We start from the raw sequence: 25,895 nt of genomic DNA on the forward strand, positions 1-25,895 counted from the left end.
CCCTTCCTCACCGGGCGGTCAGGGTACGCGCGCGGCCTCATCCGCTCGGACGAACGAGGCCCCCGCGCGGTTCCCGGTCAGTCGTCGAGCAGCGGCTCGCCCTCGAAGACGCCGAGGTCCTCGCGGTAGAACTCGATGCCGACGCCGTTGGGGTCACGGATGTAGAGGCTGTTGTCGATGCCCCGGTCCGGCCCGATGTACTCGACGCCCGCCTCGTCCAGCCGGGTGCGCACGGCCGCGAACTCCTCGGCCGAGGTCGACAGCGCGATGTGCTGCACGGCGCCGATCGTCTCGGAGAAGTCGGGGTGGTCGTGGCCGGGGAAGTCGAAGAAGCCGAGCAGGTTGCGGTTGCCGATGTCGAAGAAGAAGTGGCTCGATCCGCTGTAGTCGCGGTTCTCCACCAGCTCGACCAGCGGGAACCCGAGCAGATCCTGGTAGAAGCGGATCGTCTCCTCGACGTCCTTGCAGATCAGTGCGGCGTGGTGGACGCCCTTCACCGTCGACGCGGGCCGCTCGGCGAGCGGTCGCAGGTACTTGTCCTTGAGCTCGGCGCGGCGGGCGCGGACGGCTTCGAGCTCGGCACCTTCGGGCTGCGGCATGAGGTCTCCCTGGTCGGTCGGAACGTGCCCCGCACAACGGTAGTTGCGTCTGCAACATTCCGCGAGGGGGTACACCGGGAGCATGGACGATCGCTTCGACGGTTTCATCGCCGGACTGGGTGCCGCCTCCGGCCTGAGGGCGGTCGTCGGGCACTGGCCGCGCTCGCCGCTGGGGGCGTTCACCGACGTGATGGTCGAGCAGCCCGGCGGGCACCGGCTGCTGCTCGCCCCCTCCGACGCCGTCGCGGAGTTCGTCTCGGCCACGTACACCTTCGACGAGGTGCGCGTGGGCCCGGTGACGGCGCGGACCGACGGCGTGCGGTGGGTCGTCGACGCTGCGCCGCTCGCCCTGGAGTTCACGACCGGGCGCCGGTCGGGCCTGGGCCTGCTGCTGCGCGCGGTGCCCCGCCGGCTGGCCGTGGCCCCGGCGTGGATCTCGGTCGTCGACGTCGTGGCGCGGCGCGTGCTGCCCGGCGTCCGCACGCGCGGGTCGGCGGGCGGGGGCCGGGAGGAGTTCTACGCGGCTCTCGACCTGCACCGCATCACCTCCGCCGCCGTCGACTGGGACGGCGCGGACCAGGGCCCGCTGGCGCCCGTCGACCCGCCGGTGCGGTTCGGCTTCGGCTCCACGCCCCGCTCCCCCGCCCTGACGCGGGTGACGACGATCGTCAGATCCAGCGGGGCGGGGTCGGCAGGTCGCCGTCGAGCGTCGTGAGGGCGCTGCCGTCGCCGCGGCCGGTCAGCCAGGCCAGCAGCGACGCGGCGGGCCCGTGGACCTGGAGCGTCGCCCCCTCGGGACCCAGCGGCCAGGTGCGGTCGCGGTCGGTGGCCGTCAGGACGGCCCGCGGGCAGCCGTCCTTGCCGGACAGGACGCCGGTGACGTCGTCGAGCAGGGTGTCGACGACCTCGGGCGGCAGGTCCGACACGGTGGCCCCGGACGCCAGGTCGACCGCGTGCAGCCACACCTCGCGCACCCGCATCCACGGGACCTCGGCGGCGGGGATCTCGCGGCCGAGCGCGCTGCGGACCGTGGCCCGCCAGTCGCCGTCGTCGAGCCGGGACAGGGCGACGTCGAGGGCGTCGGCGGTGGTCGAGAGCTCGCGGCGCAGGCGGTCGGCCGGGAACCGCGACGACGACTCGATCTCCGCGGCGCGCTGCTCGGCGTCGGCGTACATCGGGGTCTCGACGCCGGTGCGCGCCCACTCGGCGAGCCGGGTGAGCGCCTCGGCGTTGCGGGCGACGTGCGCGACGACGTGCGCGCGGGTCCAGCCGGGCAGGCCGCTGGGGGCGCGCAGGGCGTCGTCGGGCAGGGCGTCGACGAGCTGCACCAGGAACTCGGTACCGGCGCCCATCCACGGCAGCGTCGCCGTCACGTCGCGTCTCACGATTCCCCCAGACGCCCCCGCAGGGCCTTCTTGTCGATCTTGCCGACCTTCGTGACGGGCAGCTCGCCCACCAGTTCCAGCCGTTCGGGTCGCTTGAACCGTGCCACACCCGACATCACGTCCTGGATCTCGGCCAGTGTGACGCTCGCCCCGGAGCGGGTCACGACGAACACGCAGACGCGCTCGCCGAGGTCCGGGTCGGGCATCGCGACGGCGGCGACCTGGCTGACGGCGGGCAGCTGGTAGACCAGGTTCTCGACCTCCTCGGCGCTGATCTTCTCCCCGCCGCGGTTGATCATGTCCTTGTCGCGGCCCTCCACGACGAGGTTGCCCTCGGGGGTGCGGCGGCAGATGTCGCCGCTGCGGTACCAGCCGTCGGCGGTGAACGCGCGGGCGTTCTGCTCCTCGGCCCGGTAGTAGCCGCGCAGCGTGTACGGGCCGCGGGTGAGCAGCGAGCCGGGCTCGCCGTCGGGGACGTCCTCGTCGAGCTCGTCGACCAGGCGCACCTCGTCGTCGGGGCACATCGGGCGGCCCTGGGTGGTGCAGACGACGTCGTCGGGGTCGTCGAGGCGGGTGTAGTTGAGCAGCCCCTCGGCCATCCCGAACACCTGCTGGAGCGCCGCGCCGAGCACCGGGCGGATCCTGCGGGCCAGCTCGTCGGCCAGCCGGGCGCCGCCGACCTGCAGGACCTGCAGCGGCTCCGGCCGCCCGTGCTCGGCCGCGTGCTCGAGCCAGCGCCCGGCGACCGCGGGCACGACGGCGGTGTGCGTCACCCGCTCGGCCGCGATCGTCGCGAACGCCCGCTCCGGCTCGGGCGAGGGCAGCATGACGACCCGCCCGCCGGCCAGCAGCGTCCCCAGGATGCCGGGGCAGGCCAGCGGGAAGTTGTGACCCGCGGGCAGGCTGACCAGGTACGCCGTCCCGGCGTCGACCCCGGAGACCTCGGCGCTCGCCCGCGCGTTGTAGGCGTAGTCGTCGTGGGTGCGCGGGATGAGCTTCGGCAGGCCGGTCGTGCCGCCGGAGAGCAGGAACACCGCGACGGCGCGGGGGTCCGGGGCCGGCCCGGCGTACGCGGGGCCGGGGGCGCCCAGCGCGCGGAGGTCGACGTGGCCGTCGGTGGCCGCGCCCGCGACGAGGACGTGCCGCAGCGAGGCGACCTCGCCGACGAGCTCCGCGCCCAGCGCCTGGTGGTCGAAGTCGCGCAGCCGGTCGGGCACCGCGACCGCGACGGCCCCGGCGTGCTCGGCGAGGTAGGCCAGCTCGGCGTGGCGGTGGGCGGGCAGGGCCATCACCGGCACGATCCCCGCGCGCAGGCAGGCGACCGTCAGGACGACGAACTCCCAGCCGTTCGCGAGCTGCACGACGATCCGGTCGCCCGCGGCGATCCCGAGGTCGACGAGCCGGGCGGCCATCGCGTCGGAGCGGGCGAGCAGCTCGCCGTGGGTGAGCCGGGTGTCGCCGTCGACCAGCGCCGGGGCGTCCGGTGAGCCGGCGGCGACGTCGGCGAGCAGGTCGCCGAGCGGGCGTCCCGCCCAGTACCCTGCCTCGACGTACCGGGTGACGAACTCCGCAGGCCACGGGACGAACTCGACCATCTCAGCGCCCTTCCACGATCACGGCGTCCAGCGCCACGAGCCCGTCCGCGGTGAGCCGCAACGGGTTGATCTCCACCTCGTCCAGGCCGGGGTGGTCGAGCAGCAGCCCGCCGACGGCGTCGACGACGTGGGCGAGCGCGGTGCGGTCGAGCACCGGGCCGCCGCGCCACCCGTCGAGCAGGGCGCGGCCCGCGAGCTCGTCGACCATCGCCCCGGCGTCGGGCGCCGGCGCGACCCGGACGGCGACGTCGGCGAGCGCCTCGGCCGTGGTGCCGCCGAGCCCGACCAGCACGACCGGTCCGAAGACGGGGTCGCGGCGGGCGCCGACCACCAGGTCGACGCCGGGCGCGGCCATCTCCTCGACGAGCACGGTCCCGGACCCGATCGCGTCGAGCGCCTCGTCCAGCTCCGCGGCGGTGCGCACGCCGAGGCGGACACCGCCGACCTCGGTCTTGTGCAGCACCGCGGCGTCGAGCAGCTTGACCGCGACCGGTCCGCCCAGCTCGTCGAGGGCCCGGTGCGCGTCGGCGCGCGAGCGGCAGGCGCGGCGCGGCGGGGTGGTGATCCCGAGCGCGTCGAGGACGGACTTGGCCGCGTGCTCGTCGACGGGGCCGCCGGGGACCTCCACCGACGCGTGACCGGGGGCCGTGCGGGGGGCGCGACGGCCCGCCGCGTCCGCCACCAGCGCCGCCACCGCGGCGGACAGGCCGCGGGGGTCGGCCAGGGCCGGGACGCCGCGGGCGCGCAGGGCCGCGCGGGCTGCGGCCACGGCCGGCCCCGCCCCGCCGACGGCGACCACGAGCGGGACGGAGCCGTCGTGGCCGTCGGCGACGGCGACCAGGTCGAGCGCGTCGGGCTCGTGCAGGGCGTAGGCGGCGACGACGTCGACGCCCGGGTCCCCGGCCACCGCGGCCAGCACCCGCCCGAACGAGGGGTCCGGGCGCCCGGTGTCGACCGGGTTGGCCTGGTGCGTGAGCGGCGGGAGCAGCGTGCCGAGCAGGTCCTGGGTGGCGCGCGTCAGCTCCGGGACGTCGACGCCGCGGCCGCGGAGGTCGTCGAGCACCAGCAGGCCGGGGCCCGCCTGTCCGGTGAGGACGCCGACCCCGGTCGCCCCGGCCGGCAGCCGGACCTGGGACAGCGCGCCGACGGCGTCGACCAGCTCCCGCTCGTCGTCGACGAGGACGGCGCCGGCCTGGCGCAGCGCCGCGCGGGTCGTGCGCCACGAGGTGGCGAGCGCACCGGTGTGCGACCGAGCGAACGCGGCCACGTCGTTGCGCCCCACGACGAGCGCGACGACCGGGCGCGTCACCGCGAGCCGGGCGACCGCGGCCGTCAGGCGCGGCCCGTCGGCGACGGACTCCACGTGCAGCGCGACCGCGCCGGTGCCGGGGTCGGCGGCGAGGTGGTCGAGGACGTCGGGCGCGGACACGTCGACCGCGTTGCCCAGACCCACCGCGAGGCTGACGCCGTGCCCGGCCTCGGTGAGCAGGAACGCGAGCGCGTGGTTGACCCCGCCGCTCGCGGCGACGACGGCGACCCGCCCGGCCGGGACGTCCGCGACGCCCGGCACGAAGCTGGCCGTGACGCCCGCGGACGGCACGAGGAAGCCGGAGGTGTTGGGGCCCAGCACGCGGATGCCGGTGCGGGCGACGACGTCGGCGAGCGCGGCCTGGTGGGCGACGCCCTCCTCCCCCGACTCGGCGAACCCGCCCCCGCACACGACGGCGGCCCCGGCCCCCGCGGCGGCGGCCTCGGCGACGGCTCCCGCGGTGGCCGCGGCGGGCACGCAGACGATCGCCAGATCGACGGGTCCGTACCGCACGACGGCCTCGGCCACGGACGGGCACAGGGCCTCGTCCCGGGCGTTGACGAGCGCGACGGGCCCGGGGAAGGACGCCAACGACCGGGCCATGACGGCCCCGAGCTTGGCGGGGTCCCGGGAGGCCCCGACGACGGCGATCGCGCGTGGGGCGAACAGCGACGACAGCACTCCGGAGCCGTAGTGCTGTCGTGGGGGCCCCTGGGGAGCATCATGGCTCCGGAGTGCGGTCACGGGGCCACCGTCGCGAGGTCGGTGCGGCCGGAGAGGACTGCGGTCAGGGCCTTGTCCTCGTCCATGTCGTCGTCGATCAGGACGGTGGTCAGGCCGTGGTGCATGCGGGCCTGCTCGCAGACCAGGGTGCGGGTGAACGAGGTGCCCCCGTGGACGGCCACGAGCCCCGAGCCGGGCAGCTGCGCGAAGGCGGCCGGCAGCCCGCTCTCGTCGTCGGGCGCCGCCACCCCGGTGGCAGGAAGGCCACCTTCATGCAGCGTCGTTGCGTGAAGGTGGCCTTGCTGCGATGCCGGCCGCACCACGAACCCGCCGCCCGTCCCCGGCTCGGCCGTCACCAGCCGCCCGGGGAACGTCACGTCGCCCACCTCCAGCGGGGTCTGCAGCGGCTCGGCGCCGTGCTCGGCGACCCAGTGCTCGTGGCTGCTCGCCACGAACTCGGGCGCGCGGCGGGCCAGGCGGGCGTCGGTGATGCTGCGGGAGAGGAAGTGGTAGGCGAACTGCCACGGCGCGAAGAAGTCGTGGTAGCGGCCGAAGTGCTCCCACCAGGCCAGGCTCGGCCGGGCGGAGCCCTGGATCTTCTCCACCGACGGGCGGGCGGCTGCCTCGTACGCGGCCAGCGCCTCCCCGAGGTCGGCGTGGGACACCAGTGCCGCCGACAGCGCCACCGCGTCCTCCATCGCCATCTTCGTGCCGGAGCCGACGGAGAAGTGCGCGGTGTGCACGGCGTCGCCGAGGAACGCGACGGGCCGCGGGTCGAGCGTGGTCCACGACGGGGTGCGGCGGGTCCGGAAGTTGCCCCACCGCGAGTTGTTGACGAGCAGCTTGCGCCCGTCGATCCGGTCGGCGAACAGCTCCTCGAGGTAGGCCTTCGTCTTCTCGTCCGAGGCGCCGGGGGGCTGGGTGACGTCGAACTCGTCGAGGCCGGCGGCCCGCCACGACTCCTCGTCGGTCTCGACGATGAACGTGCTCACCTCGTCGGAGATCGGGTAGCCGTGCACCGCGAACACGCCGTGCGGGCCGCGCTCGTGCACGAACGTCAGCCCGGAGAACAGGTAGTCGGTGCCGAACCAGATGAACTTCGCCGTCGCCGTGTCGACCGTGGACTCCAGCCCGACCTCCTCACGGATCGCCGAGCCCGTGCCGTCGGCGGCCACGACGAGGTCGTAGCCCTCGAGGTCGGCGAGGGTGACGAACGTGGAGAAGTGCAGCGTCGCGCCGAACTCCCGGGCGCGGTCCTGCAGCAGCCCGAGCAGCACCTTGCGCGAGATCGCGGCCATGCCGTTGCCGCCGCAGCGCAGCACGTCGCCCTTGAGCCGCACCTCGATGTCGTCCCAGTGCACGCCGTGCTCGCGCAGGCCGTCGCGCAGCACCGGGTCGGCCTCGTCGATCGCGGCCAGGGTGCGGTCGGAGAACACCACGCCGAAGCCGAACGTGTCGTCGGCGCGGTTGCGCTCGAACACGTCCACGCCGATCGACGGATCGGCCTTGCGGAGCAGCGCGGCCAGGAACAGCCCGCCCGGCCCACCCCCGACGACGGCGACCCTCATGGCGCGCAGACGTTCCGGCACTCGCCGACGCCCTCGACCCGCGTGACGACCGCGGAGCCCTCGACGAGGTAGCGCGGGGGCTTGCGGGCGTGGCCGACGCCACCGGGCGTGCCGGTGGCGATGAGGTCGCCGGGGGCGAGGGTGATGATCTGCGAGATGTAGCGGACCAGTGCGACGGCGTCGTGCACGAGGTCGCCGGTGTCGGCCTTCTGGACGACGTCGCCGTCGACGGTGCAGGAGATGTCGCCCGGCTCCGCGTCGGTCACGAGCCACGGCCCGACCGGCGTCGACGCCTCGAACGTCTTGCCCTGCAGCCACTGCACGGACCGGTACTGGAAGTCGCGGGCGGTGATGTCGTTGACGACGGTGTATCCGGCGATCGCCGCGCGGGCCTCCTCCTCGGAGGCGTTGCGCACCTCCGCGCCGATGACGACCCCCAGCTCGGCCTCCCAGTCGACCTCGTCGGACCCGGCGGGCAGCGTGATCGGGTCGAACGCGCCGATCAGCGAGCGGTGGTACTTCGCGAACAGCGTCGGGAACTCGGGGAGCTCGCGGCCCATCTCGCGGATGTGCGTGGCGTAGTTCAGGCCGACGCACAGGATCTTCTCCGGGCGCGGGACGGGCGGGGCGTAGTCGAGCCCGTCGAGCGGGTGGACGGTGCCGGTGGCCGCGGCGGCCTCGGCCCTCCAGTCCGGGCGGGCCAGCAGTGGGCCCAGGTCGGCGTGACCGAGCTCGACCGCCCCGTCGTCGTCGACGCGGACGGCGCGGGTGCCGTCGGCGGTCCTGATCGTCGCGAGCTTCACGAGCCGTCCTCCACGGAGGTGCGGGCGAGGCCGAGCGCCTCGAACACGGGGTCGTCGGAGAACCGGAACGCGTCGAGCCCGCCGTCGGTCCGGATCGTCACCGGCGCCCACGAGGGCACCGCGAACAGGTCGCCCGTGCCGACGTCCCAGGTCTCGTCGCCGACGGTGACCGAGCCGGAGCCGGAGAACACCTGCCACACCCCCGACCCCGCGACGCGCGTGGTGAGCGACCGCGCGCCGGTGCCGAGCCGGTGCATCTCGGTGCGGATCGTCGACAGCGCGTCGCGCCCGGTGGCCGGGTTGGTGAAGCGGACGACCGCGTGCCCCGGCGAGACGACGCCCGGGTGCCCCTCGGCCTCCAGCTCCAGCTGCGCGGCGAGCGCGGCGTCGGTGTGCTCCCAGCGGTAGGCCATCAGCGGCGACGCCGCGGGCGCGGGCGCTCCCACCGGGCGCAGGCCCGGGTGCCCCCACAGGCGCTCGTTGCGCGAGGCGGCCGGGGTCTCCGTCGTGGACAGCACCTCGGGGCCGAACTCGAAGAACCCGGCGTCGAGCTGGCGGACCAGCGGGATGTCGAGGCCGTCGATCCAGGCCATCGGGTGGTCGGTGGTGTTGTGGTGCTCGTGCCAGTGCATGCCCGGGGTGAGCAGCAGGTCGCCGCGGCGCATCGCGACCGGGTCGCCGACCACGTTGGTCCAGACCCCCTCGCCCTCGACGACGAACCGGAACGCCGTCTGCGTGTGCCGGTGCGCGGGGGCCTCCTCGCGCGGGCCGAGGTACTGGATCGCGGCCCACAGCGTCGGCGTGGCGTAGGCGGTGCCGGGCAGGCCGGGGTTGGCCAGCGCGATCGCGCGGCGCTCCCCGCCGCGGCCGACCGGCACGAGCTCGCCGCTGCGCGCCGCGAGCGGGTAGAGCGTGGACCAGCGCCACAGCGCCGGCACCGCGTGCGGCGACGGGGTCTGCGGCATCAGGCCGCCGCGCTGGGTCCACAGCGGGGCCATGTTCGCCGCGGCGAAGTCGGCGTACAGCTCGTCGAGCTGCGCCAGCTCCTCGGCGGTGGGTTCGTCGGTGACGGCGGTCATGCCGTGGCCTCCTTCTCGATGCGGGGTGCAGCGGTGCGCGCGGTCCGGGTACCCGGGATCAGGGCGATGAGCAACGCCCCGGCCAGTGCGGGCACCGCGAAGCCGTAGAAGTTCCACTCGAAGCCGAGGCCCGACGCCAGCACCCAGCCGCCGAACAGCGGGCCGACGATCGCCCCCGCCCGCCCGACGCCGAGCGCCCAGCCGAGCGCGGTGGCGCGGCTCGCGGCCGGGTAGTGCACGGCGACGTAGCCGTTGACCAGGATCTGCGTGCCGACGCTGCCGAGCCCGGCGATCGCGACGGCACCGAACAGCAGTGCGGTGTCGAGCCGCTGCGAGAGCAGCAGCAGGCACGCGGTGGCGGCGAGGAACGCGCCCGCGGTGACCGGCTTGGGGCCGAACCGGTCGGCCAGCGCGGAGGCGCCGATCGCGCCGACGATCGCGCCCAGGTTGAGCACCAGCAGGAACTGCAGCGCGGAACCCAGCGGGTAGCCCGCCTCGCGCATGATCTGCGGCAGCCAGGTGTTGAGCCCGTAGACGAGCAGCAGCCCGCAGAAGCTCGCCGCGCCGAACAGCAGCGTGGCCGTGCGGTGGGTGGGGGTGAACAGGGCGCGCGGGCCGGCGACGGCGCCCGCCCCGGGCGGCGGGTCCAGCACGGCGCCGTAGCGGGCGGCGAGCGCCTCGGCCTCCTCGCGACGGCCGCGGGCGAGCAGGTGGGCGGCCGACTCGGGCAGGAACGCGATCGCCGCGGGCAGCACCAGCACCAGCGGCGCGACACCGATCCAGAACATGGTCCGCCAGCCCTGCTCGGCGACCAGCGCGAGCGCCAGCACCGCGGCGAGCACGCCGCCGACGGAGTAGCCGACGAACATCAGCGCGTTCCACAGCTGCCTGCGCCCGCGCGGGGCGTACTCGACGGTGAGCGCGATCGCGCTGGGCAGCACGCCGCCGAGACCGAGCCCGCCGAGGAACCGGAACAGGCCGAACAGCTCGGGGCCCGGCGCGATCGCGCACAGGGCCATCGCCACGGAGAACCAGGTGATGCCGACCAGCATGATCCGGCGACGGCCGACCCGGTCGGTGACCGCGCCCGCGACCAGCGCGCCGACCAGCATGCCGGCGAGCGCGTAGCTGCCGATCGCGCCGGCCTGCGCCGGGCCCAGGCCCCAGCCCGGCTCGGCGAGCAGCGTCGGGACGACGGAGCCGTAGACGATCAGGTCGTAGCCGTCGAACACGATCGTCAGGAAGCAGATCGCCACCACGGCGAGGCCGCGGCGGGACCCGGTGGGCGCGGGCTCGGACACGGGCGACCTCCTCGTCGGACTGCTACGAGCTCACGTTACAACGTTTATCCGACGACCGTCCAGTCTTCGTTACGTATTCACGACGCCTGGCTCAGCCCGTCCGCCACCTCGTCGACGAACCCCTCGGCCGCGGCGCGCAGCAGCCCGTGCGCCTCGAGGAAGACCTCGTGCGCGGCCCGGCCCGACCAGCCGGCCGGCAGCAGCTCCGGCGGGAGGTCCGGGTCGCGGAACGGGAAGCGCCGGTAGTCGTGCATCAGCCGCATCCGCTCGACGAGCGCGTCCTGGCCGAGCAGCTCCCCCGCCCGGTAGCGGGCCAGCCGCGGCCGGTACTCCGCGAGCAGGGTCGCGTAGTCGCGGTCCAGTGCGGCGAGGTCCCAGGACCGGTCGGCCATGTCGCGGTCGGCCCCGATGCCCTCCGAGCGCGCGTGGAAGGCGTCGAGCCGCACGGCCGGATGATCGACGAAACCGGCCTTGACCTGTGCGATCCGATCATGGGGACTCAGCCAGACCGACGCCGACAGCGGCCCGAACCCGAGCCACGCCAGCTTCTTGCGCAGCCGCTCGCGCAGCGCGCGGTCGGTCTCCGGCACCGAGTAGATGACCATGTGCCAGTGCCCGTCCCACGGCCCGGCGGCGCGGTCGAAGATCCGGGCCCGGCCCTCGTCGAGCAGCGCCCACGCCGCGTCGGTGAGCAGGTAGGTGGTCTCCCTGCCGTCGCGGCGGCTCTCCAGCCAGCCCTCCTTGCGCAGCCGCGTGACGACCACCCGCACCGTCGCCTCCGGCACGTCGAAGCAGGCCATCAGCGCCGTGAGCGTGCGCAGCCGGGCCTCGCCGCCGCGGTAGCGGAGGTAGTCGCCGAACAGGTCGAACACCAGCGATCGAGCCTTCACCGCTAGCCGCCTCCCGTGCCGTTTCGTTGACGACCGTTGTCACAGCGCTCCATGATGGCGCCCCGACACACTTCCCCCGGTCCCTGGGAGCACATGATGGCCGAGACGTTCGTCCTGATCACCGGAGCCTGGCACGGCGGATGGGCGTGGCGCCCGGTCGCCGAGCACCTCCGGGCCGCCGGGCACACCGTCCACACCCCCACCCTGCCCGGGCTCGCCGACGGCGACGACCCCACCGCCCTGCACCTGTCCGACGTCGTCGACTTCGTCGTGAGCTACGTGGAGCGCAACGACCTCACCGACGTGACGCTCGTCGGCCACAGCTGGGGCGGCTACCCGATCACCGGTGCCGCGCCCCGCCTCACCGACCGCCTGAAGAAGCTCGTCTACTGGAGCGCGTTCGTGCCCGCCGCGGGCAGGAGCCTCTACGACGAGGTGCCGCCGCCCTACCAGGAGCTCTTCGCCGGCGTCGCCGGTGCGTCGGGGAACAACACCGTCGTGCTCCCCTTCGAGGTGTTCGCGGGCGGCTTCATCGGCGACGCCCCGGAGCCCGTCCAGAAGCTCGTGTACGACCTGCTCGTGCCGCATCCGATGCAGTACTTCACCGAGACCGTCGAGCCGATCGACCCCGCGACGCTCGGTGTGCCGGTGGCCTACGTGTTCAGCGTCGACGACGTGGCGCTGCCGCCCGGCGAGTACGGCTGGGTGCCGCGCTTCCCCGAGCGCCTCGGCGTCACCGCGACCGAGGCCCCGGGCAGCCACGAGTCGCTGCTGACCCAGCCGGCGGGCCTCGCGGAGGCCCTGCTCAAGGCCTGACCCCGCCGCCGGACAGGCCGCGCAGGGCGTCCCCGACGACCGACGCGGCCCAGTCCGGCCCCCCGGGGATCCCCGCCAGGTGGTCGGCGTACAGCACGCCGATGATCATGCTCGTGGCCCGCTCGACGTCGAGGTCGGCGCGCAGGTCGCCCCTCTCGACGCCGGCCCGCAGCACCCGCGCGAAGTAGGCCCGTCGCGGCAGCAGGGTGCTCTCCCGGATCAGCGCGAGCAGCTCCCCCGACCGGGGTTCGGCCGCGAGACATGTCCCCACGATGCTCATCCCGCCGACCTCGTCGTACTGCCTCCGCATCTCGCCGAGCAGCGCGACGAGGTCGGCGGTCGTGTCCCCGGTGAGCTCCGGGACGTGGTCGACCTGCAGGTGCGTGAGTGCGGCGCCGATCAGCGCCGACTTGCCGGGCCAGCGCGAGTAGACCGTGACCTTGGAGACGCCGGCCTCGGCCGCGACCCGGTCCATCGACGTGCCCGCGACGCCCTCCAGCGCGAGGACCTTGATCGTCGCCTCGAGCACGGCGATGTCGATCGCCGGATCCTTCGTGCGCCCGCGACGCCCCGCACCCGCCATCCCCCGAGCGTAGGCCGCGACCCGATGTGGCCCTTGACACTCCCCGGACCTCCGCCCAATATCTGTACTGAACAGTTCAGTTCAAGAAATCGGGGGAAGCATGCTGCCGACCAGCCCGCCCACGGTGCGGTTCGATCCGCTCGACCAGGACATGCGGTTCCACGACTTCGGCGTCTACGACGAGATCCGCGCCGCCGGAGGCGTCGCCTGGTCGCCCGAGCGCGGCGGGTTCTGGGCCGTCGCCGACCACGCGCTGGCCCGGCAGATCGCGTCCGACCACGGTCGGTTCCGCTCGGCGGCGGGGGTGCGGATCCCGCCGAACGGCACGCCGCCCACCTTCGCGCTGGAGTACGACCGCCCCGAGCACACCGGGCACCGGAAGATCCTCACCGCGGCGGTCGGGCCGCGGGTGGCGCCCGGCCTGGACGCGATGGTCCGCGGCCACGCCCGCGCACTGCTCGCCACGGGCGCCGACGGCCGGCTCGACCTCGGGGCCGGCTACGCGTTCCGCCTCTCGCTCGACGTGATGTTCGAGCTCATCGGCGCCCCCGGGCACCTCAAGGACGAGGTCGAGCTGCTGGCCGAGGCCCTGTTCCTCTACCGGACCCCGCTGCCCGACGGACGCGACGCCGCCGGCCGGCTGCGGGAGATCCTGCAGGAGATGGTCGCGAGCCGGACCGCGGAGCCGCGCGGGGACTGGCTCAGCGAGGTGGTCGCCCGCGGCCGCGACACCGAACACCCGCTCAGCGAACAGGAGGTGCACGGCGCGATCGTCGCGCTCCTGGTGGGCGGGCACCACTCCACGGCCCGCGCCACGGCGTGCCTGCTCGCCCACGTCGTCACCCACCCCGAGCTCCAGGAGACGCTGCGCGCGGCTCCCGAGCGGATCCCCGAGGCCGTCGAGGAGGCCGTCCGGATGTGGACGCCGCTGCGCTGGTTCGCGCGCACCGCGGCCGAGGACGTGGGTCTCGGCGGCGTCACCGTCCGGGCGGGCGAACGGGTCCTGCTGCTCTACGCCGGCGCCAACCGCGACCCGCAGCGGTTCGCGGAGCCCGACGAGTTCGTGCTCGGCCAGTCCCAGCCCAACACCCACCTCGCCTTCGGCTGGGGCATCCACCGCTGCGTCGGGATGCCGCTGGCCCAGCTCGAGGTCCGGGTGGCCGTCGAGGAGCTCTTCGCCGCCACCGAGTGGGTCGCGCCGTACGACGACATCACCTGGACCTCCTCCACCGAACCCCGCCGCATCCCCTGCGCCCTGCGCTGACCCCACCCCCGACCGCCCCGACCTCGACGACGAGAGGCACCGCCATGTCCGAATCCGTCCTGAACCCCGCACCGGGTCTGTCCGCGCCGTCGGGCCGGGCCCGCACCCGGGCCGTCGTCGCGGTCGCGGTCGGCAACCTGCTGGAGTGGTACGACTTCGCGGTCTACGCGGGGATGGCCGCACTGCTGGCCACGCTGTTCTTCCCCTCCGACGACCCGATCGCGTCGCTGCTGGCCTCGCTCTCCGTGTTCGCGGTGGGGTTCGCGCTGCGGCCGGTCGGCGCGATCGTCTTCGGGCGCATGGCCGACCGGCACGGTCGCCGTCCGACCCTGCTCGTCGTCATCACCCTGATGGGCGTGGCCACGGTGCTCATCGGCGTGATGCCGACGTACGCGACCGCCGGGGTCTGGGGCGCCGTCCTGCTCGTCCTCGCCCGCTCCGCGCAGGGGCTCTCGGTCGGCGGCGAGTTCAGCGCGTCCACCGCGTTCCTCGTCGAGTTCGCCCCGGCCGGCCGGCGCGGGTTCTACGGGTCGCTCGCCTACCTGACCGCGTGCCTCGGCTCGTTCCTCGGCCTCGGCGTCGTCACCGTGGTCCGGTCGCTGTCGAGCCCGGAGTTCCTGACGACGTGGGGCTGGCGCATCCCGTTCCTGCTGAGCTTCCCGCTGCTCGCGATCGGCCTCTACATCCGGCTGCGGGTCGAGGAGTCCCCGGCCTTCGTCCGGACGGCGGCGGGCCCGGACGTCTCCCCCGTCACCGAGTCGGTCCGCTCCCAGAAGCGCGGGATGCTGCTCCTGTTCGGCGTCACCGTCGGGTTCGCCGTCGGCTCGTACACGGTGCTCGCGTTCGTGCTCGGCTACCTGACGACCGTGCTGGGGTACCCGCCCGCCGACGCCGCAGCCGCCGTGCTCGTCGCCACGCTCGTCGGCTCGCTGAGCATCCCGCTGTTCGGGCACCTGTCCGACCGGGTCGGCCGCCGCCCGGTGCTCGTCACCGGGTGCGTCGGCCTGGCCGTCGCCGCGTTCCCCGCCTACGCCCTGATGGGGCTCGGCGGCATCGTCGCGGCCGTGGGCGGGCAGCTGCTCATCTGGGTGTTCATGGCCATGCTGTGCGGCGCCTGCCCCGCGGCGTTCTCCGAGCTGTTCCCGACGCGGCTGCGCACGACGGCCGTCGGGGTCTCGTACTCGTTCGCGCTCGCCCTCTTCGGTGGCACGACCCCGCTGGTCTCCACCTGGCTGGTCGGGGCGACCGGCAGCACGCTCGCCCCGGCGTGGTTCCTGGTCGTGACGGCGGCGGTGAGCGCGGTCGCCGCGCTGCGCCTGCGGGAGACCGCCCGCGATGCCCTGCAGGCCTGACCCCGCACGACGAACGGCCCCCCGTCCACAGCGGTGAGGACGGGAGGGCCGTTCGCTCGTTCCCGGCGCCGGGGACCCCCGGTCGGCAGGGCGCCGGGCGGGGCCGGCCGCGGCCGGCCCCGCTCGTTCGGGTGGGTCAGCCGTCGGACGGGCGGGGGTCACCGCCGACGTTCGGCGGGAACCGCAGCGGCGGGAGGCCGGTCAGCGGCGGCTGCGGCAGGTTGCCGACCTCCGCCGGGACCGGCGCGCCCTGGACGGGGTTGCCCAGGGGCTCCAGCGGGTCGACGGGGTCGTAGGACTCCAGGCCGGGGCCGCTGCCGTCGAAGGACTCGGTGCGGTCGCAGCCGAGCAGCGTCACGTCGAGCGGACCGTTGGTGGTGACGCGCAGCTCCGCGTCGCAGTCCACCCCGGCGCGCTCCGGGTCGATCGTCACCGCGCCCACGTCGACGCCGGTGATCTCCAGCGCGTTCTCCACCGGCGCGTCGACCGGCTCGTCGAGCGCGCGGAACTCCCGCAGGTACGGGTTGACCGGGGAGAAGGTGCCGTCGGAGACGCCCAGCTGCGACTGCGACGCCGGCACCGGGGCGTCGGTGACGCCCTGCCCGCGCGACACGACGTCGATCTGCGCGATGCCGTCGTCGCGGCTCGTGATGCCCGAGAGCCAGTACGCGTGGTCACCGACCAGCCCCGAGGCCGGGTCGTCCATCAACGGGTTGCGGACGTAGGTGACGTGGTGCGGGTCGACGGCGCGGGTGTCGTCGCCGAGCCACTCGGTGGCCAGGTCCCACATGCCGTTCTTGCACATCACCAGGTGCTCGGCGGCGAGGCCGACCCAGCTGATGAACTCGTAGTCGTAGTCGCCGGCCGCGTACGCGTCGGCCCGCTCGCGGGTGATGTTGTAGGGGATGAAGTCGTCGTTGACCCCGGCCCACTCCATCACCGGCTGGTTGCGCCGGCTGGGCAGCAGCGGGGTGAGCTTCGACCCCGCCTCGTGGTTCGTCAGCGTGTCGACCGGCAGCGTGTCGGCGACCCCGTTGAGCCCGGGGAACGACGGGGCCACGTCGAGCCCGTCGCAGATGAACGCCTTCGAGAACACGTCCGGGTAGGTCAGCGACAGCTTGTTGGCCATGTACGCGCCGCTGGAGAACCCGCCCATCGCGGTGCGCTCGGTGTCGAGGTCGTAGTGGCTGCGGGCGTCGGCGATCGCCTCGAACACCGCGGCGCCGGACTGGCCGTAGCCCCACTCGTCCTGGCCGCGGGCGTCGACGTCGATCACCATCGTCGGGTTGCCCGAGCGCTCGGCGAACGCCCGGTAGAGGTCGCGCTCGCCGGCGACGTCGTCACCGGGGCGCAGGGCGTAGCCGTTGGTCCACACGATCGAGGAGTAGCCGTCGGCCGGGGCCGCGGCCTCGGGCACGTAGACCATGTAGCGCTGGAGCTGCCCGGGCAGGTCGGGGACGCAGTCGTCGCGGCACGGCCAGCCGAAGGCGACGCTGGGGCGCTGGTCGCCGCTGCCCTCGCCCGCACCGGTCGCGATGCCGCCCTGCTGGGTGCCGCTGCCGGGGGGCGGGCCGCCCGGGTCGCTCGGCAGGCGTCGGCCCTGCTCGGTCTCGAAGCGGCTCGCGAACACCCGCGTCATGTACCCGGTGGTCGGGACGCCGCTCTCGTCGTCCTCCCCCGCGCGCAGCGCGTCGAAGTCGACGGTGGCGGAGAACGGGCTGAGGTCGCCGTCGGCGATCGCGCGCTTCTGGTCGTTGTCGCGGTACGGGGCCTCGAAGGGCTCGTCGAAGCGGAACGCGCTGTCGAAGAACGCCGAGGGCGTGGCGTCGCCGATCACGGCGCCGCCGGGGTGCGTCTCGTCGGCGGTGAGCTGCGGGACGAGGTACCCGCCGTCGCCCCACAGGCCCGCGGCGGCGGCGATCCGCTGCGCGCCGTCGGCGGCGAACGCGGAGTCCGGGACGACGATCTCGACCTGGCGGCGCTCGACGTCGACCGTCACCTCCGGGGTCTCGGCGAGGGTCTCGCCGGACGCGGCGTCGACGATGTCGCCCTCGGAGCCGTGCACGGTGACGAAGCGCTGCGCGGGCAGCACGGTGTTGGCGCCGTGCGGGGCGGGCAGCGGGGCGGCGGAGTCGCCCAGGGCGATCGTGATCCCGTACAGCTCGGGGTCGACCATCGTGTTGAGCGTGACGCGGAACGCGGTGCCGCCGTCGACCGGCTTGGCCCGCAGCTCGACGATGTCGGCCGCGTTGCGCCGGTAGGCCTGCGCCTCCGGGTAAGTGTAGTTGCGCAGCAGCGTGTCGTTGGGCCAGCGGTACTGGTTGCCGCCGCCCTGGTCGTCGTAGACGCAGCCCTGGTGGACGTACTCGCCGTCGCGGTAGGCGCTGGTGTGGCAGATCCCGATCGGGTCCGCCTCCCAGATGCCGGTGTTCTCCAGCTGCGGCGCCCGCGGGGGCTCCGCGTACAGCAGCGCCGGGCCGGGCGTGGCCGGGTCCTCGTCCACCGCGGGCTGGGCCAGCGCCGGGATCACCGCCACCGTGGCCGTCAGCACCACACCCGTGGCCAGCACCGCGACCCCGGATCCGATCCGCCTTCTCATCCCCACGACACCTCCGGTCCGCACCGGCCCCGACGCCGGTGTGACCCGTCCAACGCGCGACGCGGTCGATAGTGACGAATTTTCGTGCAGCGTCGCCCGGACGTAACTCCCTCGGGGACCTTCACCCCGTCGGCCGCGGCTGGGAGGATCGCGGCGGTACCGGGATCGGGGGATCCGGCCGTCCCTGGTCCCCGACGCGGAGGCGCCCGCATGGCGCGTGACGAGCAGGAACCCGGGGTGCTCGACCGCCCGCGGGTCGTCGAGCTGCTGCGGGCCGCGACCCGGCGACGGGTGACGCTCGTCGTCGCAGGCGGGGGGTTCGGCAAGACCACGGCCCTGCGCGACGCCACCGCCCGACCCGACGGCCGCGGCGGCTGGCTGGCCCTGCGCCAGGCCGACCGGGCGGTGGAGGTGCTCGCCCCGCGGCTGGCCGCGGCGCTCGGCGTCGCCGCCCCGCCCGGGCTGTCGGTGCGCGGGGGCGCGACGGGGGCGGAGGACCGGCGCGCGCTCGCCGAGGGCCAGGCCGGGCTGCTGTGCGAGGCCGTCGAGGGCACGGCGGGCCGCACACTCGTCGTCGACGACCTCGAGCAGCTCGGCGACGACGACTCCGGCACCGCGCTGCTGCACGCGCTGTGCCTCCAGGCCCCGCCGCAGCTGCACGTCGTGCTGTGCGGGCGGCGGCTGCCGCAGCTGGGCCTGGGGCGGCTGCGCGGGCGCGGCGAGGTCGCCGACGTCGCGGCGGCCGACCTCGCGTTCACCGAGGACGAGACCGCCGCCCTGCTCGTCGCCCGGTTCGGCGCGGCCGACCTGGCCGCCCCGCTCCGGTCGCTGACGGCGGGGTGGGCCGCGGCCGTCGCGCTCGCGGTCGACCGGCTGGAGGGGATCGCCCCCGGGCGGCGGGCGGCCGCGCTCGCCGAGTGGGAGCGCCACCGCGGTGCGAGCTGGCGCGACTTCGCGGCCGAGCTCGTCGCCGTCGAACCCGCGGACACGCGGCGGTTCCTCGCGGTGGCCGCCACGACCGGCGTCGCCGACGTCGGGCTGGCCCGCGGGCTCGGCGTGCCCGTCACCGAGGACGACGCCGACGAACTGCAGGACCGCGGCCTGCTGGTGCCGGTCGGCGGTGCCGCGGGGTCGGCGGGCGAGGGCCGCGTCGTGTCCCCCGTGCTGGCGTCCGCGGCCCGCGCGCAGCTCGACCCGGACGCCGCGGCCGCCGTCCGCCGCGACGCCGCGGCCTGGCTGGAGGGCCGCGGGCGGCTGGAGGAGGCGCTGGAGTGCAGCGTGGGCGCCCCGCCCGACGCGACCCGCGCGCTGCTCGCCCGCTGCGGGTACGCGCTGGTCGGGCGCGGGTGCGGCGGGCGCCTCGCCGAGGTGCTCGGCGCCGTCGGGACCGGCGGTGACCCCGCGCTGGAGGGCGCGCTCGGCGCGGCCCTGCAGGCCGCGGGCGACTGGGACGGCGCCCTGGAGGTCTACACCCGGCTGCACCGGACGACGGGCGACCGGTTGCCGCCGCAGGTCGCGTGGCGCTACGGCGCGCTGCTCTACCTGCGCGGGGAGGCCACCGCGGCGCTCGGGGTGCTCTCCCCCGACGACCCGGACCCCCTGGTCTCGGCGTGGCTGAGCGCGACCCTGTGGACGAGCGGCGACCTCGACGGGGCCGCCGCGGCGGCGCAGCGGGCGGTCGACGGGGCGGGGGACGACCCGCTGGCCCGCACGGCCGCGCACGTCGCCGCCGCGATGGTGGCCGCCGGGCGCGGTGACCGCGAGCGCAACGCCGCCGAGTACCGCCTCGCGCTCGCCGCGGGAGCGGTGGCGGGCGACTCGGCGCAGCTCGCGCGCATCCACGCCAACCTCAGCTCCCGCGCGGTCGAGGAGGGCGACTACCGCGGGGCCGTCGAGCACGCCGACGAGGCCCTGCGCGCCGGGGCCGGCCACCGGTTCTTCGCCGCGCTCGCGCTGGGCAACAAGGCCGACGCCCTGCTCCGGACGGGCCGGCTCGACGAGGCCAGCGCCGCCCTCGACGAGGCCATCGGGACCTACGCGCGGCTCGGGTCGCTGCGCGAGTGCGTGCCGCGCGCGCTGCTCGGCGCGCTGCACGTCGAGCGCGGCGACCTCGTGCGGGCGCGGGTGTGCCTGGACCAGGCGGTCCGGATCGCCGAGCGCGCCCGGGACGCCCACGCGCGGGTCAGCGCCCTCACCGCGCTCGCCCCGATCCTCGCTGCCGACGACGTCGGGGCGGCCCGCGCGGTCGCCGTCGACGCACTGGAGGGGGCGAGCAGCCTGGAGCTGCCGCGGGCGCTGTGCGCGGCCGCGCACGTCGAGCTGCTCGGCGGCGACGGGCCCGCGGCCGCCGCGCTCGCCCGCCGGGCCGAGGCGGAGGCCCGGCGCACCCACGACCGCGCCGCCCTCGCCGCGGCCCTCGAGCTCGCCGGCGCCGCGGCCGACCCGCCCGACCTGCGGCTGCTGCAGGACGCCGTCGCCGTGTGGGAGGTGGTCGGGAACCCGATCGCGCACGGCCGCACCCGGCTCGTGCTGGCCCTGCTCCGCGGCGACGAGGAGCAGGTGGCCGACCTGCGCCGGGAACTGTCGGCGCTCGGCGCGAGCCCGGACGTCGGCGTGCCGGCGCTGCTCGCCGCCCGGCTCCCCGCGGCCGGGCCCCCGGCGGCGGTCCGGATCACCACGCTGGGCCGCTTCCAGCTGCTCCGGGCGGGCCGCCCGGTCGCGGCGTCGGACTGGCGCTCGCGCAAGGCCAGGGACCTGCTGAAGATCCTCGTCGCGCACCTCGGCCACCCCGTCACCCGCGACGCCGTCGCCGACGCGCTGTGGCCGGGCGAGCCCGGTGCGCGCGTGGCCAACCGGCTGTCGGTGGCGCTGAGCGTGCTGCGCCGCGTCCTCGACCCGGGCCGGACGCTGGCGGGCGACCACTACCTCGACACCGACCACCGCGCGCTCGCGCTGCGCACCGACCGCGTCGAGGTCGACGTCGTCGCGTTCGACGCGCTCGCCCGCGACGGGATCGCGCTCGTCGCCGACGGCGACCCGGGCGCCGCGGAGGAGCTGCTGCGCCGCGCCGAACGGCTCTACGCGGGCGACTTCCTGGAGGAGGACCGCTTCGAGGACTGGGCCGTCGACCGGCGCGAGGCCGCGCGCGCGACCGTGCAGACGGTCTCGCGGCTGCTGGCCCGCCTCGCCGCGGACCGCGGCGACGAGGAGACCGCCGGGCACCACCTGTGGCGGCTGCTCGAGCGCGACCCCTACGACGAGGACGCCTGGCAGGCCGCGCTCGGCACGCAGCTGCGGCTGGGGCGGCTCGGGCACGCCCGCCGCCTCTACGCCGGGTACGTGCGGCGGATGGGCGAGCTGGGCGTCGCGCCGCTGCCGCTCGCGCACGCCCGGGACAGGCGAGCCTGACCTCGTTCACAGGTCGCGCTCAGGCCGTCGGAAGGGCGGCGGCGGACCCTGACCCGCATGCCCACGTTCGTGCTGCGCCTGCAGGTCCCCGAGCCCCCGCTCGCGGCGTCCGTGCCGCTCCGCGGCGTCGTCGACGAGGTCGCGACGGGCGCGTCGAGCACCTTCGCCTGCGCCGCCGAGCTGATCGCCGTGCTCACCGCGGCGCTGCGCGCGGGGTCCGCACCCGGGCGGGCCGAGCGGTGACCGCCGAGGAGCCGGCCGACCTGCTCCGGCGCGTCGCCGCCGGGTGCCCCGGGGCCTGGGAGGACCTGATCCGGCGCTACGGGTCGCTGGTCCGGGCCCGCACCACGGCGTACCGGCTGCAGGAGGCCGACGCGCACGACGTCGCGCAGACCACCTGGCTGCGCCTGGCCGAGAACCTCGACCGGATCCACACCCCCGGGCACCTGGCCGGCTGGCTGGCGGCCGTCGCGGCCCACGAGTGCCAGCGGGTGGCCCGGGACCGGACCCGGGTCGTCGTCTCCGACGACGCGGCGCTGCCGGCCCCGGAGTGGGAGTCCGGGCCCGAGCAGGCGGCGGTCGACGGGGACGTGCGCCGCGCCGTCGCCGGGGCCATCGCCGGGCTCCCGCCCCGCCGCCGCGCCCTGCTCGCCGCGCTGTTCGCCGAGGACCGCAGGCCCTACGCCCAGATCGCCCACGACCTGGGCGTGCCGGTCGGCAGCCTCGGCCCGACCCGCGCCCGGCTGCTCCGGGTCCTGCGCCGGACCCTGGCCGACTCGGGGATCGCGGCCTAGGCGGCGATCGGCGCACGGGGGCGAGGCCGGCCGGGGCCGTGCGTCAGTCGATCGGGCGACCCCGCCCGGCCGGACCGCGAGGGCGGTCGCCGGTACCGTCGGTGCCCGCCGCGCATCCGGTCGCGGCACGGCGGGAGGACTCGTGCAGCCAGGATCGGACCCCACCCGGCGCATCCCGGACCCGACGCGCCGCTTCGACGGGGCAGGGCCCGGGTCGAACGGGCCGGCGACCGAGCGGATCGCCCCGGCCGGGGGCCCCGGTGCGGTGCTCGGCGGGCGCTACCGCCTGGAGGGGCTGCTCGGCGCGGGCGGCATGGCCGACGTCTTCCGCGCCGAGGACCTCCGGCTGCACCGCCCGGTCGCCGTCAAGGTCTTCCGGCCGGGCACCGACCCCGACGGCGAGCGGCGCTTCGCCGAGGAGGCGCGGACGCTCGCCGGGCTGCGCCACCCCGGGCTCGTCGCCGTGCACGACTACGCGGTCGAGCACGGCCGGGCGTACCTGGTGATGGAGCTCGTCGACGGCCCGACGCTGGCCCAGGAGCTCACCCGCGAGCCCTACGACGCCGAGTCCGCCGCGCGCGTCGGGCTGGAGCTGGCGCAGGTGCTCGCCTACGTCCACGGCGAGGGCGTGGTGCACCGGGACGTCAAGCCGTCCAACGTCCTCGTCGACCACGACGGGCGGATGCGGCTGGCCGACTTCGGCATCGCCCGGCTCGTCGGGAACTCGGGGATGACCTCGGCCGACCTCGACGTCGGCACCGTCGCGTACCTGGCGCCGGAGCAGGTCCGCGGTGAGCCGGTCGGCCCGCCCGCCGACGTCTACGCCCTCGGCCTGCTGCTGCTGGAGGCGATCCGCGGCCGCCGCGTCTACGACGGCGACGACTGGGCCGCGGCCGAGCAGCGCCTCGACCGCAGGCCGCCGATCCCGGCCGACCTGCCCGAACCGCTGCGCGGCACGCTGCGCGCGATGACCGACCCGGACCTCCGCCGCCGCCCCGACGCCCGGCAGGTGGCGGCCCGGCTCAGCGCGCCCGCCGTCGAGCCGGAGCCGGAGCCGGAGCGCCGGGGCTCGCGCGGGCTGCTGATCGGGTTGGGCCTGCTGGCGGTGCTCGCCGTCGTCGTCTTCGCCCTCACCCGGGGCGGCGACGAGCAGACCGACGTCTCCGCCCAGCCCGCGACGTCGACGGTCGAGACCACGGAGGCGGCGCCCACCGAGGACGCCGCCGAGCCGACCGCCGACGGGGGCGGGGGCAGCGGGATCTCGATCCCCGACATCCCGACCGCGATCCCGGACCTGCCCGACATCGACATCCCCACCGCGATCCCGGACATCCCGGAGGTCCCCGAGGGCGCCGTCGACGACGCCCGCAACGCCTGGGAGCGGTTCACCGACTGGCTGGGGCAGTTCTTCTAGGCGCCCTCGACCGACCCCGGTGCGAGGAAGTCGACGTCGTGCTGCGCCGAGAGCCGGACGACCTCCTCGGGGTCGGTCAGGTCGTGCAGCCGGTCGAACAGCTGCGCGAGCCGGCCGGCCGGGCTCACCCAGAACAGCGCGCGGGAGTTCGCGTCGCTGCGGTTGTAGTAGGCGTGCGGCATCCCCTTCGGCATGCGGACGGTGTCGCCCGGCCCCGCCTTCTCCCACTGCCCGTCGAGGTAGAGCGTGAACACGCCCTCCAGCACGTAGATGTGCTCGTCCTGGGTGGTGTGCACGTGCGGCGGCACGCCGGTGCCGGGCGGGTCGAGCGTCTCGAAGGCGAAGCTCGTCTCGCTCGCGGCCTTGAGCCAGTAGGTGTGGCCCAGCACGTTCCACACGCGGCTGCCCTCGTTCGCGAGCGTGATGCCGGCGGGCAGCGGTCCGAGCACGATCTCGTCAGCGGTCATGGGGCCGGATCAGACCAGATCGCCCCGGCTGAGTACACCCACCAGCACCCCGTCGTCGACGACGGGCACCATGCGGAGCCCGCGGTCGGCCACCAGCTCGACGGCCTCGCCGACGGTGGCGCCGACCGGCAGCGTGACCGGCGTGCGGGTCATCACCGCGCTGACGCTGCGCGGCTCGCGGCGGCCGGCGAGGCGGTCGCCGAGCAGGTCGGCCTCGCTGACGACCCCGACCAGCCGCCCGTCGGCGTCGACCACCGGCAGCGCGGTGAACCGCCGGGCCAGCAGCAGCTCGACGGCCACCTCGACGGGATCGGTCGGCAGCACGGTCACCGGCTCGCGGGTCATCACCTCCTGCACGGGGGTGGAGGCGACGGCCGACGGCCGCTCCCGGCCGGGCCGGGCCAGGCCGATCAGGACCTCGTCGGCGGCGTCGTCGCGGCCGGTGATCCGGCGGACCAGCGCCCCGAACCGGCCCACCGGCTCGGAGGTCCGCAGCAGGTCGCTGCGGGTGACGATCCCGACCAGGGTGCCGCGCTCCACGATCGGCATGACCCGCAGCTCCCCGTGCGACCGCATCCGCTGCGCCACCACCGCGGGGCTCGCGGTGGGCGGCATCGCGAGGACGTCGGGGTTCATCACGTCGTCGACGGGGTCGGCGTCGGTGCCGCCGGACTCGCGGTGGCGCAGCACGTCGAGCAGGCTGACGACGCCGACGAGCCGGTGCCGCGCGTTCACCACCGGCAGCGCGCTGAACCCGAAGCGCCGCATCCGCTCCACCGCCGCCGACACGGCCGCGTCCGACCGCACCGTCACGACCCGCCTGCTCATGACGTCCTGGACCCGTCGCGCCATCACCCCACCGTAGGTGCGCCTGCACGCCCCGGCCACGGCTGGCGACCCTGCGGCAGAATCGGCCGGGTGAGCGACACCACGGTGGAGGACCCCGACCTCGCCCGCGCCCGCGCGGGCGACGACGCCGCGTTCGACCGGCTCGTCGCGCCGCTGCGGCGGGAGCTGCACGCGCACTGCTACCGGATGCTCGGTTCCACCCACGACGCCGACGACGCCCTGCAGGACGCGCTCGTGCGCGCCTGGCGCGGGCTGGCCCGGTTCGAGGGCCGCGCGTCGCTGCGGTCCTGGCTCTACACCGTCGCCACCCGAACCTGCCTCACCGCGGCCGAGCGCCGGGGGAAGCGGGCGCTGCCCGTCGACCTCGGCCCGTCCAGCGACCGCGCGGTGCACGGCGACGCGCCGCGCCGCGAGGTGGCCTGGCTCGGCCCCTACCCCGACGGCGACCTGGCCGACGGTCCCGCCGGGCCGCACGCGCGCTACGAGCAGCGCGAGGCCGTCGAGCTGGCGTTCGTCGCGGCGCTGCAGCACCTGCCGGGCAACCAGCGGGCGGCGCTGCTGCTGTTCGAGGTGCTCGGGTTCTCCGCCGCGGAGATCGCCTCGGTCATGGACACCTCCACCGCGTCGGTCAACAGCGCCCTGCAGCGGGCCCGCAGGATCGTCGCCGAGAAGGTGCCGGACCGCTCCCAGCAGCGCACCCTGCGCGACCTCGACGACGCCCGGCTGCGGCGGGTCGTCGCCGACTACTCCGCGGCGCTCGAGCGCGGCGACGCCGACGCGCTGGTCGCACTGCTCACCGAGGACGTCACGTGGTCGATGCCCCCGCTGCCGCACTGGTACCGCGGCATCGAGGCCGTCACCGACTTCGCCGTGGCCGTGCCGCTGGGCGCCTGCGGCGCGTGGCGGCGGATCCCCACCGGGGCCAACGGCCAGCCGGCCGCGGCCTCCTACCTGTGGGACCACTCCGCGGGGGCGTTCGGGGCGTTCGCGATCGACGTGCTCACCCTGCGCGGCGACCGGATCGGGGAGATCACCACGTTCATCGGGCCGGAGCACGTCGCAGCGTTCGGGCTGCCGCTCACGCTCGGCCGCTGAGC

Annotated in this window: 22 protein-coding genes; 9 read left to right on the forward strand and 13 right to left on the reverse strand. The window is 75.7% G+C overall.

What is annotated here, in order from left to right:
* Window positions 1-77: 77 nt before the first annotated feature.
* Complete coding sequence (locus H6H00_RS06855) at window positions 78-599, reverse strand: VOC family protein (RefSeq protein WP_185720486.1); 522 nt, start codon at window positions 597-599, stop codon at window positions 78-80.
* An 82-nt stretch (window positions 600-681) separates the two neighbouring features.
* Here H6H00_RS06855 and H6H00_RS06860 point away from each other — a divergent pair, with 82 nt between their 5' ends.
* Entirely contained in the window at window positions 682-1,314 is a 633-nt protein-coding gene (locus H6H00_RS06860) for a hypothetical protein (protein ID WP_185720487.1), read from the forward strand.
* Here H6H00_RS06860 and H6H00_RS06865 read toward each other — a convergent pair.
* From H6H00_RS06865 to H6H00_RS06900, 8 genes are all read right to left on the reverse strand, one after another.
* Window positions 1,268-1,984 carry a maleylpyruvate isomerase family mycothiol-dependent enzyme gene (locus tag H6H00_RS06865; protein WP_255425614.1) on the reverse strand — a complete coding sequence of 239 codons (717 nt, stop codon included), beginning with the start codon at window positions 1,982-1,984 and terminating at the stop codon, window positions 1,268-1,270. The genes H6H00_RS06860 and H6H00_RS06865 overlap by 47 nt on opposite strands.
* Window positions 1,981-3,579, reverse strand: a complete 1,599-nt coding sequence (locus H6H00_RS06870; RefSeq protein WP_185720488.1) for a (2,3-dihydroxybenzoyl)adenylate synthase — start codon at window positions 3,577-3,579, stop codon at window positions 1,981-1,983. Before H6H00_RS06870 ends, H6H00_RS06865 begins: the two co-directional genes overlap by 4 nt.
* Window position 3,580: 1 nt before the next feature.
* A complete protein-coding gene (locus H6H00_RS06875) occupies window positions 3,581-5,632 on the reverse strand; it encodes an acetate--CoA ligase family protein (RefSeq protein ID WP_255425615.1) in 2,052 nt (683 codons plus the stop codon).
* Window positions 5,629-7,179, reverse strand: coding sequence for an FAD-dependent monooxygenase (locus H6H00_RS06880; protein ID WP_185720489.1), 1,551 nt, complete (start codon window positions 7,177-7,179; stop codon window positions 5,629-5,631). Before H6H00_RS06880 ends, H6H00_RS06875 begins: the two co-directional genes overlap by 4 nt.
* Window positions 7,176-7,982: a fumarylacetoacetate hydrolase family protein gene (locus tag H6H00_RS06885; RefSeq protein WP_185720490.1), complete on the reverse strand. Its 807-nt coding sequence runs from the start codon at window positions 7,980-7,982 to the stop codon at window positions 7,176-7,178. The genes H6H00_RS06880 and H6H00_RS06885 overlap by 4 nt, the downstream gene beginning before the upstream one ends.
* A complete protein-coding gene (locus tag H6H00_RS06890) occupies window positions 7,979-9,061 on the reverse strand; it encodes a cupin domain-containing protein (RefSeq protein WP_185720491.1) in 1,083 nt (360 codons plus the stop codon). The genes H6H00_RS06885 and H6H00_RS06890 overlap by 4 nt, the downstream gene beginning before the upstream one ends.
* On the reverse strand, window positions 9,058-10,362 hold the full coding sequence (locus H6H00_RS06895; RefSeq protein ID WP_255425616.1) for an MFS transporter: 1,305 nt from the start codon (window positions 10,360-10,362) through the stop codon (window positions 9,058-9,060). The genes H6H00_RS06890 and H6H00_RS06895 overlap by 4 nt, the downstream gene beginning before the upstream one ends.
* A gap of 77 nt (window positions 10,363-10,439) precedes the next feature.
* A complete protein-coding gene (locus H6H00_RS06900; protein ID WP_185720492.1) occupies window positions 10,440-11,252 on the reverse strand; it encodes a PaaX family transcriptional regulator in 813 nt (270 codons plus the stop codon).
* 96 nt (window positions 11,253-11,348) lie between these two features.
* Between H6H00_RS06900 and H6H00_RS06905 the strand changes: the two genes are divergently transcribed.
* Window positions 11,349-12,068, forward strand: coding sequence for an alpha/beta hydrolase (locus H6H00_RS06905; protein ID WP_185720493.1), 720 nt, complete (start codon window positions 11,349-11,351; stop codon window positions 12,066-12,068).
* Here H6H00_RS06905 and H6H00_RS06910 read toward each other — a convergent pair.
* Complete coding sequence (locus tag H6H00_RS06910) at window positions 12,058-12,651, reverse strand: TetR/AcrR family transcriptional regulator (RefSeq protein ID WP_185720494.1); 594 nt, start codon at window positions 12,649-12,651, stop codon at window positions 12,058-12,060. The two genes, H6H00_RS06905 and H6H00_RS06910, sit on opposite strands and share 11 nt — an antisense overlap.
* A gap of 100 nt (window positions 12,652-12,751) precedes the next feature.
* Here H6H00_RS06910 and H6H00_RS06915 point away from each other — a divergent pair, with 100 nt between their 5' ends.
* Complete coding sequence (locus H6H00_RS06915; protein ID WP_185720495.1) at window positions 12,752-13,915, forward strand: cytochrome P450; 1,164 nt, start codon at window positions 12,752-12,754, stop codon at window positions 13,913-13,915.
* Between the two features lie 44 nt (window positions 13,916-13,959).
* A complete protein-coding gene (locus H6H00_RS06920; RefSeq protein WP_185720496.1) occupies window positions 13,960-15,267 on the forward strand; it encodes an MFS transporter in 1,308 nt (435 codons plus the stop codon).
* Window positions 15,268-15,403: 136 nt separating this feature from the next.
* Here H6H00_RS06920 and H6H00_RS06925 read toward each other — a convergent pair whose 3' ends face one another.
* A complete protein-coding gene (locus H6H00_RS06925) occupies window positions 15,404-17,866 on the reverse strand; it encodes a hypothetical protein (RefSeq protein ID WP_185720497.1) in 2,463 nt (820 codons plus the stop codon).
* A 210-nt stretch (window positions 17,867-18,076) separates the two neighbouring features.
* On the opposite strand from H6H00_RS06925, the gene H6H00_RS06930 reads away from it, so the two are divergent.
* The 4 genes from H6H00_RS06930 to H6H00_RS06945 all read left to right on the forward strand — a co-directional run bounded on the left by H6H00_RS06930 (window position 18,077) and on the right by H6H00_RS06945 (window position 23,482).
* Complete coding sequence (locus H6H00_RS06930; protein ID WP_185720498.1) at window positions 18,077-21,274, forward strand: AfsR/SARP family transcriptional regulator; 3,198 nt, start codon at window positions 18,077-18,079, stop codon at window positions 21,272-21,274.
* Window positions 21,275-21,331: 57 nt separating this feature from the next.
* A complete protein-coding gene (locus tag H6H00_RS06935; protein ID WP_185720499.1) occupies window positions 21,332-21,517 on the forward strand; it encodes a hypothetical protein in 186 nt (61 codons plus the stop codon).
* The gene (locus tag H6H00_RS06940) at window positions 21,514-22,068 is read left to right on the forward strand and encodes an RNA polymerase sigma factor (RefSeq protein ID WP_185720500.1); all 555 of its coding nucleotides are present in this window, start codon (window positions 21,514-21,516) and stop codon (window positions 22,066-22,068) included. The genes H6H00_RS06935 and H6H00_RS06940 overlap by 4 nt, the downstream gene beginning before the upstream one ends.
* A gap of 142 nt (window positions 22,069-22,210) precedes the next feature.
* Window positions 22,211-23,482, forward strand: coding sequence for a serine/threonine-protein kinase (locus tag H6H00_RS06945; RefSeq protein WP_185720501.1), 1,272 nt, complete (start codon window positions 22,211-22,213; stop codon window positions 23,480-23,482).
* Here the strand turns inward: H6H00_RS06945 and H6H00_RS06950 are convergent.
* Together H6H00_RS06950 and H6H00_RS06955 are read right to left on the reverse strand one after the other, a co-directional pair.
* On the reverse strand, window positions 23,479-23,949 hold the full coding sequence (locus H6H00_RS06950; protein WP_185720502.1) for a cupin domain-containing protein: 471 nt from the start codon (window positions 23,947-23,949) through the stop codon (window positions 23,479-23,481). The two genes, H6H00_RS06945 and H6H00_RS06950, sit on opposite strands and share 4 nt — an antisense overlap.
* Window positions 23,950-23,958: 9 nt before the next feature.
* Window positions 23,959-24,801 carry a CBS domain-containing protein gene (locus H6H00_RS06955; RefSeq protein WP_185720503.1) on the reverse strand — a complete coding sequence of 281 codons (843 nt, stop codon included), beginning with the start codon at window positions 24,799-24,801 and terminating at the stop codon, window positions 23,959-23,961.
* Between the two features lie 66 nt (window positions 24,802-24,867).
* On the opposite strand from H6H00_RS06955, the gene H6H00_RS06960 reads away from it, so the two are divergent.
* Window positions 24,868-25,893, forward strand: coding sequence for a sigma-70 family RNA polymerase sigma factor (locus tag H6H00_RS06960; RefSeq protein WP_185720504.1), 1,026 nt, complete (start codon window positions 24,868-24,870; stop codon window positions 25,891-25,893).
* Window positions 25,894-25,895 lie beyond the last annotated feature (2 nt).

Origin of the sequence: Pseudonocardia petroleophila, from assembly GCF_014235185.1 — a bacterium.
GTDB lineage: Bacteria > Actinomycetota > Actinomycetes > Mycobacteriales > Pseudonocardiaceae > Pseudonocardia > Pseudonocardia petroleophila.

What these genes read in the sequence shown, in the direction of transcription:
- H6H00_RS06855 (WP_185720486.1), bottom strand. Translation starts at nt 599, where the DNA reads ATGCCGCAGCCCGAAGGTGCCGAGCTCGAAGCCGTCCGCGCCCGCCGC.
- H6H00_RS06860 (WP_185720487.1), top strand. Translation starts at nt 682, where the DNA reads ATGGACGATCGCTTCGACGGTTTCATCGCCGGACTGGGTGCCGCCTCC.
- H6H00_RS06870 (WP_185720488.1), bottom strand. Translation starts at nt 3,579, where the DNA reads ATGGTCGAGTTCGTCCCGTGGCCTGCGGAGTTCGTCACCCGGTACGTC.
- H6H00_RS06880 (WP_185720489.1), bottom strand. Translation starts at nt 7,179, where the DNA reads ATGAGGGTCGCCGTCGTCGGGGGTGGGCCGGGCGGGCTGTTCCTGGCC.
- H6H00_RS06890 (WP_185720491.1), bottom strand. Translation starts at nt 9,061, where the DNA reads ATGACCGCCGTCACCGACGAACCCACCGCCGAGGAGCTGGCGCAGCTC.
- H6H00_RS06905 (WP_185720493.1), top strand. Translation starts at nt 11,349, where the DNA reads ATGGCCGAGACGTTCGTCCTGATCACCGGAGCCTGGCACGGCGGATGG.
- H6H00_RS06910 (WP_185720494.1), bottom strand. Translation starts at nt 12,651, where the DNA reads ATGGCGGGTGCGGGGCGTCGCGGGCGCACGAAGGATCCGGCGATCGAC.
- H6H00_RS06915 (WP_185720495.1), top strand. Translation starts at nt 12,752, where the DNA reads ATGCTGCCGACCAGCCCGCCCACGGTGCGGTTCGATCCGCTCGACCAG.
- H6H00_RS06920 (WP_185720496.1), top strand. Translation starts at nt 13,960, where the DNA reads ATGTCCGAATCCGTCCTGAACCCCGCACCGGGTCTGTCCGCGCCGTCG.
- H6H00_RS06925 (WP_185720497.1), bottom strand. Translation starts at nt 17,866, where the DNA reads ATGAGAAGGCGGATCGGATCCGGGGTCGCGGTGCTGGCCACGGGTGTG.
- H6H00_RS06930 (WP_185720498.1), top strand. Translation starts at nt 18,077, where the DNA reads ATGGCGCGTGACGAGCAGGAACCCGGGGTGCTCGACCGCCCGCGGGTC.
- H6H00_RS06935 (WP_185720499.1), top strand. Translation starts at nt 21,332, where the DNA reads ATGCCCACGTTCGTGCTGCGCCTGCAGGTCCCCGAGCCCCCGCTCGCG.
- H6H00_RS06950 (WP_185720502.1), bottom strand. Translation starts at nt 23,949, where the DNA reads ATGACCGCTGACGAGATCGTGCTCGGACCGCTGCCCGCCGGCATCACG.
- H6H00_RS06955 (WP_185720503.1), bottom strand. Translation starts at nt 24,801, where the DNA reads ATGGCGCGACGGGTCCAGGACGTCATGAGCAGGCGGGTCGTGACGGTG.